Raw genomic sequence first — 9,769 nt, forward strand, 5'->3', positions numbered from 1 at the left:
CCCCCCCCCCCAACATTTTCAAGAAGAAGACGCCATACCAGATATCAGTGCCAGTCTGTTGGGCTCGGATATGTTTATAAGAGACAGGGCACCGGCGGGGCGCCCTGGGCGGCGAGCGCCGACGGCTGGGCCGCGGCGGACGGTGCCGCCGGGGCGCCGGAGATCGGCGCCGCCGCGGGAACCAGACCGGCGGAGGATGTCTCCTGCCCGCGATCGCAGCCGACGACCCCGGCGCAGGAAAGGACACCCAGCGCCAGCGTCGCCGACAACAGCGGAACAGATGGACGGAATTTCCGGGGGCGCCGTCGGTCGGCGCGCCCGTGCCACGGAGGCATTCTCAGGTCTCCCATCGGTCATCCCCACCCCTAACGGGCCCAGGTCTATCCGTTTACGACCGATTTGCGCAAGTATTGCTCACGGCGCGGATAGCGCCTTCAGGCCAGCGCGATCCCGCGACGTGGGGATTTCCGCCCGGAAATCATTCCGCGCGGCTGCTGGCAGACAAGCGCGCTGTACTACGCGGAACGCGGTTGCGACTGGGCGGCGGCGACATGACCGCCGGGCACGCCGAACACGGCGGACCGATCGCGAGGCGCACCGCACCGTGCACCCCCGACCGCCCGCACCCCCGCACCCCCGCGCCCCGACCGACCGCACCCCCGACCGCCCGCACTCCCCACCGACCGCACCCCCGACCGCACCCCCGACCGACCGACCGGCCAACCGGCCAACCGGCCAACCGGCCAACCGGCCAACCGGCCGGCGATCGTACGAATCGGGCGTCCTGGGCGGCTATTTGCCATGATGCGAGTCGAGCCGCATGGATCTGGACGGGAGCCGACCTGTGAAGCGCACCATCTTCGAGCCCGAGCACGAGGAGTTCCGCGAGCTGGTCCAGACCTTCATCACGAAGGAGTGCCTGCCGCACATCGACGAGTGGGAGCGCAACGGCATCGTCGACCGGGCGGCGTGGACCAAGGCGGGCGAGATGGGCCTGCTGGGCCTTCGGGTGCCCGAGGAGTTCGGCGGTGCCGGGATGACCGACCCGCGCTTCGACGCGGTGATCACCGAGGAGCTCGCGCTCGCCGGCGTCAGCGGCCTCGCGTTGCAGTTGCACAACGAGCTGCTCGCCCCGTACATGCTCGACCTGACCAACGACGAGCAGAAGGCCCGCTGGCTGCCGGGCTACGCCTCCGGAGAGATCATCACCGCGGTCGCGATGAGCGAGCCCGGCGCGGGCAGCGACCTGCGCGGCATGCGCACGACGGCGATCCGCGACGGCGACCACTTCGTCCTCAACGGCGCGAAGACCTTCATCAGCAACGGCCTGATCTCGGATCTGGTCGTCGTCGCGGTCAAGACGCAGCCGCAGGAACAGCCGACCAAGCTCAGCCTCATCGCGGTCGAGCGCGGCACACCGGGCTTCGAGCGTGGCCGCAAGCTCGACAAGGTCGGCGCGCACTCGCAGGACACCTCCGAGCTGTTCTTCGCCGACGCCCGCGTGCCGGCCGCGAACCTGATCGGCGAGGAGTTCCGGGGGATGAACTACCTCATGCGCAACCTCGCCTCCGAGCGGCTGTCCATCGCGATCAGCAGCATCGCGAGCGCCCGGCGGGCCCAGCAGCTCACCGCCGAGTACGTGCGCAGCCGCAAGGCGTTCGGCACCACGATCGGCAGCTTCCAGAACACCCGGTTCGTCCTCGCCGCGCTCCACGCCCGCACCCAGGCCGTGCAGAGTTTCGTGGACACCTGCCTGCGCGGCAAGGTCGACGGCGACCTGACCATCGAGGAGGCCGCCGCCGCGAAGCTGCTCGCCACCGAGCTGGAGTTCGACGCGGTCGATGCCGGGGTCCAGCTCCACGGCGGCTACGGCTGGATGGAGGAGTACCCGATCGCTCGGATGTACCGCGACGTGCGGATCAGCCGAATCCTCGGCGGCAGCAGCGAGATCATGAAGGAGGTCATCGGCCGCTCGCTCGCGCTGGAGGGGCCCGCCTGAGCGCGACCGTCGCCTCGCATGCGGCTGACGACCCGGTCGGGCCGGACCATCGCCGTGCACGATCTCGGTGGTGTCGGCCCGGCCATCCTGCTCTGCCACGCCACCGGGTTCTGCGGGCGCGCCTACGAGCCGCTGACCCGCCTGCTCACCGCGTCGCGGCGGGTCTGGGCGGTGGATCTGCGTGGGCACGGCGAGTCCCCCGCCCGGGACGACGACGAGTTCGCCTGGGCAAGCATGGTCGAGGACGTCCTGACCGCGGCGCGGGCGGTGGCCGCGGCCGTAGCGCAGGCGGACGGCGCACCCGGCGCCGTGCACCTGGCCGGTCACTCGATGGGCGGCGCGATCGGGCTGCAGACCGAGGCGGACCATCCCGGGACGTTCGCCTCGGCCTACCTCTACGAGCCGGTGATCGCCCCGCCCGACCCGCCCCCGGCCAGATCGGACCTGATGGCCACCGCCGCCCGCCAGCGGCGGGAGGTGTTCCCCTCCCGGGCGGCGGCGCTGGCCCGGTACGCGGCCCGGCCACCGCTGCGCGATCTCACCGCCGGCGCCCTCGCCGCCTACGTCGAGCACGGCTTCGAGGACCTGCCCGACGGCACCGTGCGGTTACGCTGCCGGGCCGAGCAGGAGGCCCGCTTCTTCGAGGCCAGCGGCCGCATCACCTGGGCGACGGTGGCTCGGGCGGCGGTGCCCACCCTCGTCGCCACCGGCGAGATGTCCGATTCGGAGCTGGTCCCCGCGGCACCCGGGCTGGCCGCGGCGCTGCCCGACGCCCGGCACGTCTCCTACGGCCATCTCGGCCACTTCGGCCCGCTGCAGGACGCCGTCACCGTCGGTCGGGACATCCTGGCGCACACCGAGGGTCGCTGACCCGACCGGGACCGGACGCGGCGCGGCGGGATCCGGGGCCCCGAGCAGGGCGATCCGGATCCCGCCGCACAGCGGGGATCAGACGTGGGCGACGGCGTTGCCCGCGTTCTGGCCGGGACGGATGAACAGCGCCAGCACCATCGCCACGCCGGACAGCACCGCGCCGATCACCATGGCGACGTGCAACCCGCTCATGAACGCGGCATGGCTGCCGGCCTCGATCGCGCCCTGCACGGACGCGGACGTACCGGTGGCCGGGGGCACCAGGCCCTGGCCGACGAGCTCCTTGGCCTGGGCGAGCCTGCCGGCCTGCTCCGCCGGCACCCCGGCGCTGACCAGCCGGTCGACCAGCACCGACCCGACCCGGCTGGCGAGCACGGAGCCGAGCACCGCGGTGCCGAGCACCCCGCCGAGCTGCGTCGCCGTGGACTGCAGGCCGCCGGCGACCCCGGAGTCCTCGATCGGCGCGTTGCCGATGATCGCATCGGAGGCGGCGGTGATGATGAGCCCGACGCCGACGCCGATGGCGACGAACGGCGGCCACAGCAGGTTGAAGGAGGAGTCGGGTTCGAGCTGGGTGAGCACGACGAACGACGCGAGGAGCAACGCCATCCCGATCGTGATCGGGACCCGCGGGCCGAAGCGGCCGTTGAGGACGGCGCCCAGCGGGCTCGAGACCATGAACACCGCCGACAGCGGCAGCGTGCGCACGCCGGCCTGGATGGCGGAGTATCCGTGCACGTTCTGCAGGTACAGGGTGAGGAAGAACAGCACCCCGAACATCGCGAAGAAGGTCAGCGTCACGATGAGCGCGCTCAGGCTGAGCGAGCGGTTGCGGAAAAGCCGCATCGGCAGCAGGGGCGCGCGCACCCGGGTTTCGATGACCACGAACAGCACCAGCAGCACGACGGCGGCGACCAGGAAGCCGATCGTCTTACCGGAGCCCCAGCCCCAGCCCTGCGCTTTGATCATCCCGAAGACGAGCGCGAACAGACCGCCGCCCAGGGTGAGCAGGCCGGGGGCGTCGAAGCGGTGGGAACCCGACTCGTCGCGGCTCTCGGCGAGCACGAACAGACCGACGATCAGCGCGATCGCGCCCACCGGGACGTTGATGTAGAAGACGGACTCCCAGGACACGTGTTCCACGAGCAGGCCGCCGATGATCGGCCCGCCCGCGATCGAGATCGCCGAGGCGCCGCCCCAGATCCCGATGGCCGAGTTCAGCTTCTCCGGCGGGAAAGCCGAACGCAGGATCGCCAGCGTGTTCGGCATGAGCAGGGCTCCGGCGACGCCCTGCAGCGTCCGGAAGATGATCACACCTTCGATCGAGCCGACGAGGCCGACCGCGAGCGACGTCAGGGCGAACCCGACCACGCCGATCAGGAAGATCAACCGTCGGCCGAACCGGTCGCCCAGCTTGCCCGCCGGGATCAGCAGCACCGCGAGGGCCAGCAGGTAGGCGTTGGTCACCCACTGCAGGTCGGACAGCGATGCGTGCAGATCCTCGGCGATCCTCGGGTTCGCGATGGACACCACGGTGCCGTCGAGACCCACCATGATCACGCCGAGCGCGACGCTGACCAGGGTGAGCCACGGATGTCCCCGCCTGCTGGTGCCACCGCCCTCCGAGCCGCTCCCGCCGGCCGCGTGGCGCGGTGACTGCGCCGCGTCCGTAGCTGTTGCCATGTTCTGACCCCCTCCACCTCGGCCGATGGCGATCGGCTCAGTGACATTGAATGTCAGAGTGGCAGTTCTGCCAACATGTCAGAGATGACAATCACGTTCCTCCGCGCTACGATCACCTCGTGACGACGAGGATCGGGGCGGCCCCGGCTTCGAGCGCTCCCGCGGTCGCCGCCGAGGTCGGCGACGGTGGAGCCGAGCGGACGCGGGCCGAGCGCACGCGGGCCGAGCGGCGGCGCGCCCGGATCCGCGCGACGATCGCGGACACGGCTCTGCGCCTGTTCATGTCCCACGGATATGACGCGACCACGGTCGAGGATGTGGCGGCCGCGGTGGACCTGAGCCCGCGCACGGTGTTCCGCTACTTCCCGTTCAAGGAGGACATGCTCCGCGAGGCCGTGCACTTCGAGCTGACCGAGCTCATCGCGGCGCTGCGGGAGCGGCCGGCACACGAGCATCCCGCCGACGCCCTCGGCCGGGCGATGGTGCACATGTGGTCGAACCAGGAGAAGGACCCCGAGGAGGTTCGCACCCTGCTGCGGCTCATCTCCGAGCTGCCCCGGATGCGGGGCCTGCTCGTCGAGGCGTCCCGCAACGGCCAGAACGTCCTGGCCCAGGCCCTGGCGCCCCGCCTCGGCCGGCCCGCCACGGACCTGTCCACTCAGGTGGCGACCGGCTGCGCCCTGGCGGCACTCAACGTCGTCATGGAGACCTGGGCCACGATGCCGACCGGCACCGACCTCGCCCCCCTCGTCACCAGCGCGATGGCCGCCCTGAAGACGGGCCCACTGAGCCCCGGCCACTGACCTGTCCTGACTTGCCCTGACCTGGCCTGACCCGGCCTGACCTGACCGCCCGACACGCGATCACTGCGGTTGACATCCGCACCCGTTCGACCTGCACTCAGGGCAGGGCGTCCGCCGAAGGGCGGCGGCGCGGGTCGTGCCACGGTCGCCCGTCATGGCACGCAGGCGGCAGGAGGCTGCATCCGATGACGACGTTGCACCGCGATCCGATCCTCGACGGCCCGGTCGACCTCATCCCGGCCGAGACCGAACTGATCGAAGCGGCGATGCGCTGGCACTTCGACCCGCGGACGGGTTCGCGCTTCTGGCTGGACCAGGCCGACACCCTCGGCTTCGACCCGCGCGAGGACATCCACACCGCCGCCGACCTGGCCAGGTTCCCCAACATCGTCGATCGGCTGCGGCACGTGCCCGCCGGGGATCTGATCCCCCAGGGCTACGCGGGGCAGGACGCGGCGATCTACGGCGTCTACGACTCCGGCGGCACCACCGGCCCCCCGAAGCATGTGGTCTTCATGGCCGACTGGATGGAGCGGCTGCTCGCCCGCACCGACCAGGAGATGGACGCCCGCGACTACCCACGGGGAGCCGACTGGCTCGCCCTGGCGCCGAGCGGACCGCACATGTTCGGCGCGATCGTCCGCGAGACGGTCCGGCTGCGCGGCCGGTTGAACTTCACCGTCGACCTCGATCCCCGCTGGGTGAAGAAGTGCATCGCGGCCGGCCACCCCGAGCAGGCCGACCAGTACGCCGACCACATCATCGCGCAGGCCCGCGCCATCCTGGAGTCACAGGACATCGGCGTCCTGGTCGCCACGCCGCCGCTGCTGGAACGGCTGGTCCGCGATGACGAGCTGCGCAAGCTGATCGCCGACCGGGTGCAGGTCGTCGAGTGGGGCGGCGCGCACATGGACCCGGACACCCGCTACCTGCTGCGCACGGAGGTCCTCCCCCGGACCCGCCTGATCGGCCGGTACGGCAGCACGATGGTCCTCGCGAGCGCCATCGAACGCGCCGGACTCACCCCGGACGACCCCTGCATCTTCGACTCGTTCTCCCCGTATGTCACGTTCCGGGTGGTCGACCCGGAAACCGGCGAATCGGTGCCCTACGGCAGCCGCGGGCGCGTGGTGATGAACCACGTCAGCAAGTCGGTGTTGCTGCCCAACAACCTCGAACGTGACGAGGCGACCCGGATCGAACCTCCGCCCGGACGCGTCGGCGACTCCGTGGCGGACGTCTCGCCGGTCGCCGTCTTCGGCGACTCCCCGGTGATCGAGGGGGTGTACTGATGCCGGCCAGGAGCCCGTCCGCCACGCCGCCCGCGACCGACCGGCCCGAAGCCGCCGGGACCCGGGTCGCCGACAACCGGGCCGAAGCCGCCGAGAACCGGGCCGCGCTGATCGAACTCGACGCGCTGGGCCCCGCCGGTCCCTTCCGGTCCCGTAACCGGTTGCCGATCACCGACCTGGCCGGCGTCCCGCTCGCCGAGCTGAGCCTGGTGCCGTCGCTGTACGTGCATCGCGCCGTCGCCGCGCTGCGGGCCGCCGAGCCGCTGCCGGCCGCCGACCGGTTCGTCGCGCTCGCCCGGGCCGGGGAGGTGTTCGCCACCCAGACCGTCGCCGGACTGTCCGTCGAGGAGTACTCCCACGCGGTCAGCCGGATCTCGGGGATGCCGATCTCGGTCGTCCGCCATGCCACCGAGACGACCTGGCGGGCGCTGCTCGGCGCCGGCCGGGACGCCCGCCAGGCCCGGCCCCAGGCGAGCGTCGACGACTGGCACGACCCGGCCACCCAGGGTGGACGGGCGGTGTGGACGCGGCGCGGGGAGGTCTTCGCGGTGCACGCGTCCGGCAACCATCCCGGCGTGCACGCCCTGTGGCCGCAGGCGCTGGCGCTGGGCTACCGGGTCGCGGTGCGACCGTCCCGGCGCGAACCGCTCACCGCGCACCGACTGATCACCGCGCTGCGGGCCGCCGGGTTCGGCCCCGACCAGGTCGCCTACCTGCCCACCGACCACGCCGTCGCCGACGAGATCATCTCCGCCGCCGACCTGTCCATGGTCTACGGCGGCGACGACGTGGTCGCCAAGTACGGCGCGGACCCCACGGTGCTCGTGCAGGGACCGGGCCGCTCGAAGATCCTGCTCGCCGGCGAGGACTGGCACCACCACCTCGACACCCTGGTCGACTCCGTCGGCGACGAGGGCGGCACGGCCTGCGTCAACGCGACGGCGGTGTTCACCGACACCGACCCCGACGGCCTCGCCGCGGCGCTCGCCGAACGGCTCGCCGCCATCCCGACCCTGCCGCCCGAGGACGACCGGGCGGTGCTGCCCTGCCAGCCGACCGAGCCGGCCGCGGCGCTGGAGCGGTACCTGCTCGACCACGCGGCGGGGACGACGGCGCACCTCGGCGGCGCCGGGATCACCGACCCCGTGCCCGGCGGTGGCGTCGCCCTGCGCCCGGCGGTGTTCCAGGTCGACCGGGCAGACGCGGCGCAGACCGGCATCGAGCTGGGCTTCCCCTGCGTGTGGGTGGCCCCCTGGTCGCCCGCCGACGGGATCGGCCCGCTGCGCCACTCCCTTGTCCTGACCGCCATCACCGCCGACGAGCGCCTGGTCGACCGGCTCGTCGCGGAGCCCACGATCAGCAACGTCTACGTCGGCGACCACCCCACGTACTGGATGCGACCCGACGTCCCCCACGACGGCTACCTCGGCGAGTTCCTCATGCGCACCAAGACCGTCCTGCGCGACTGACCCCACCTCTGGCGATCACGGAGATTCCACGGCGTCGCGCAACCGCGCCGGCGCCGGGATCGCCGCGTTCAGCAGGGTCTCGGCCATGGCGCGGGCGGTGCGGGCGGCCTGGGGGGTGCGGTCCATCCGGGCGGTCAGGCCGGCCCCGTCGTAGACGAGCTGGAGCTGGCGGCCCAGCGCGGCCGGGTCGGCGGCGCCGGCCTGCCGGGCGAGGTCGGTGAACAGGGCGAGGATCCAGGCCCGGTAGTCGTCCGCGGCGCGTTCCACCGAGCCGCCCGCCGGCGCCTCGGCGCTGGCCGTGACGAACGCGCAGCCCCGGAAGTCGGGCTCGGCGAACAGCACCCCCTGCGCATCGAAGATCGCCAGCACGCGGGCCCGCGGGTCCGGCGCGCGCTCCACCGCCCGCAGGAGCCGTTCGGTGGTGCCGGCGTGCCGGCCGGCCAGGTAGGCGCGGACCAGTTCCTCCTTGCTGCCGAAGGTGTTGTACAGCGACGCCTTCGCGACCCCGGCCCGCTCGATGATCCGATCGATGCCGACCGTCTGCACACCCTCGGCGTAGAACAGCTCGTCGGCGGCGGCAAGCAGCCGCTCCCGCGCCGGGCGGTGCTCCGCCGCACCCGTCTGCGTGCGCCGGGTCCTCGTCGCGGCCACGCGCCCCACCTCCACGTTCTTCGGACGGATCGGCATCACCAGACAGATCGGTCCATCCAACGATATGCCGCGCCGCGCCGGGGGTACTCACACGGCGCTGCGCCCGCCGTCGACGGGGATGACCGCGCCGGTGATGTAGCTCGCCGCGGGCGAGGCCAGAAAGGCGACGACTCCGGCGATCTCGTCGACCTGCGCGGCGCGGCCGAGCAGGGTGGTCGTGCCGAGCTGGGCGATGAAGTCGGGCCGGGCGCCGTCGGAGTACACCGGGCCGGGGGCGATCGTGTTCACCCGCACCCCCGCCGGGCTGAACTCGGCCGCCCAGGCGCGGCTCATCGCCGTCAGCGCCGCCTTGGTCGCGCCGTAGGCCGCACCGCCGGCCAGCCCGACGCGGCCGGCCATGCTGTCGACGCTGATGATGCTGCCCGCGCCGCGCTCGGCCATCCCCGGCGCGAGCGCGGCGACCAGCTGGTAGGCGGCGCGGACGTTGCCCGCGAACAGCGCGTCGAAGGTCGCGGTGTCGAGCTGCGCGCTCGGCCCGAACCACGACGCGCCGGCGTTGTTGACCAGGACGTCGACCTCGCCGGCCTCCTTCGCCAGGCGCTCCACCGCCGCCGCGTCGGCCAGGTCCGCGGCGAGGAAGCGGGCCTCGCCGCCGGCCTGCTCGATCTCCGCCACGGCCGCCGCACCTCGATCGGCGTCCCGGCCGTGCACGATCACCGCGTAGCCGTCCCCGGCCAGGGCACGGGCCGCCGCCCGACCGATCCCGCCGGTCGACCCCGTCACCAGCGCCACACCCCGACGCTCGCCGGTACCCACGTTGCTCGCCATGATCCGTCCCCACTCATCGAGTAGACCTGTCTGTCTACGGGTGAGGCCAGGATAGACAGACAGGTCTACTCATCGCAAGGCGGCGGAGCCCACTGCGGTGGGGGGGGGGGGGGGGGGGGGGGGGGGGGGGGGGGGGGGGGGGGGGGGGGGGGGGGGGGGGGGGGGGGGGGG

At 72.6% G+C, this 9,769-nt stretch carries 8 protein-coding genes; 5 read left to right on the forward strand and 3 right to left on the reverse strand.

Features of this window, described 5'->3' with window-relative positions; translation table 11 throughout:
- The first annotated feature begins 844 nt into the window (after positions 1-844).
- Together ND748_RS17530 and ND748_RS17535 are read left to right on the forward strand one after the other, a co-directional pair.
- The gene (locus ND748_RS17530; protein ID WP_251746875.1) at positions 845-1,999 is read left to right on the forward strand and encodes an acyl-CoA dehydrogenase family protein; all 1,155 of its coding nucleotides are present in this window, start codon (positions 845-847) and stop codon (positions 1,997-1,999) included.
- Positions 2,000-2,017: 18 nt separating this feature from the next.
- Positions 2,018-2,869, forward strand: coding sequence for an alpha/beta fold hydrolase (locus ND748_RS17535; RefSeq protein WP_251746876.1), 852 nt, complete (start codon positions 2,018-2,020; stop codon positions 2,867-2,869).
- Between the two features lie 78 nt (positions 2,870-2,947).
- Here ND748_RS17535 and ND748_RS17540 read toward each other — a convergent pair whose 3' ends face one another.
- Positions 2,948-4,555, reverse strand: coding sequence for an MFS transporter (locus tag ND748_RS17540; RefSeq protein ID WP_251746877.1), 1,608 nt, complete (start codon positions 4,553-4,555; stop codon positions 2,948-2,950).
- Positions 4,556-4,674: 119 nt separating this feature from the next.
- On the opposite strand from ND748_RS17540, the gene ND748_RS17545 reads away from it, so the two are divergent.
- From ND748_RS17545 to ND748_RS17555, 3 genes are all read left to right on the forward strand, one after another.
- The gene (locus ND748_RS17545; RefSeq protein WP_251746878.1) at positions 4,675-5,358 is read left to right on the forward strand and encodes a TetR/AcrR family transcriptional regulator; all 684 of its coding nucleotides are present in this window, start codon (positions 4,675-4,677) and stop codon (positions 5,356-5,358) included.
- A 185-nt stretch (positions 5,359-5,543) separates the two neighbouring features.
- On the forward strand, positions 5,544-6,650 hold the full coding sequence (locus ND748_RS17550) for a phenazine antibiotic biosynthesis protein (protein WP_251746879.1): 1,107 nt from the start codon (positions 5,544-5,546) through the stop codon (positions 6,648-6,650).
- A complete protein-coding gene (locus ND748_RS17555) occupies positions 6,650-8,119 on the forward strand; it encodes an aldehyde dehydrogenase family protein (RefSeq protein ID WP_251746880.1) in 1,470 nt (489 codons plus the stop codon). The genes ND748_RS17550 and ND748_RS17555 overlap by 1 nt, the downstream gene beginning before the upstream one ends.
- 15 nt (positions 8,120-8,134) lie before the next feature.
- Here the strand turns inward: ND748_RS17555 and ND748_RS17560 are convergent, their stop codons facing one another.
- Together ND748_RS17560 and ND748_RS17565 are read right to left on the reverse strand one after the other, a co-directional pair.
- Positions 8,135-8,770, reverse strand: coding sequence for a TetR/AcrR family transcriptional regulator (locus ND748_RS17560; protein ID WP_251746881.1), 636 nt, complete (start codon positions 8,768-8,770; stop codon positions 8,135-8,137).
- Positions 8,771-8,857: 87 nt separating this feature from the next.
- The gene (locus ND748_RS17565; protein WP_251746882.1) at positions 8,858-9,598 is read right to left on the reverse strand and encodes an SDR family NAD(P)-dependent oxidoreductase; all 741 of its coding nucleotides are present in this window, start codon (positions 9,596-9,598) and stop codon (positions 8,858-8,860) included.
- Between the last annotated feature and the right edge of the window lie 171 nt (positions 9,599-9,769).

Source organism: Frankia sp. AiPs1 (assembly GCF_023716945.1).
Taxonomy (GTDB): domain Bacteria; phylum Actinomycetota; class Actinomycetes; order Frankiales; family Frankiaceae; genus Frankia.

What these genes read in the sequence shown, in the direction of transcription:
- ND748_RS17535 (WP_251746876.1), top strand. Translation starts at nt 2,018, where the DNA reads ATGCGGCTGACGACCCGGTCGGGCCGGACCATCGCCGTGCACGATCTC.
- ND748_RS17540 (WP_251746877.1), bottom strand. Translation starts at nt 4,555, where the DNA reads ATGGCAACAGCTACGGACGCGGCGCAGTCACCGCGCCACGCGGCCGGC.
- ND748_RS17550 (WP_251746879.1), top strand. Translation starts at nt 5,544, where the DNA reads ATGACGACGTTGCACCGCGATCCGATCCTCGACGGCCCGGTCGACCTC.
- ND748_RS17555 (WP_251746880.1), top strand. Translation starts at nt 6,650, where the DNA reads ATGCCGGCCAGGAGCCCGTCCGCCACGCCGCCCGCGACCGACCGGCCC.
- ND748_RS17565 (WP_251746882.1), bottom strand. Translation starts at nt 9,598, where the DNA reads ATGGCGAGCAACGTGGGTACCGGCGAGCGTCGGGGTGTGGCGCTGGTG.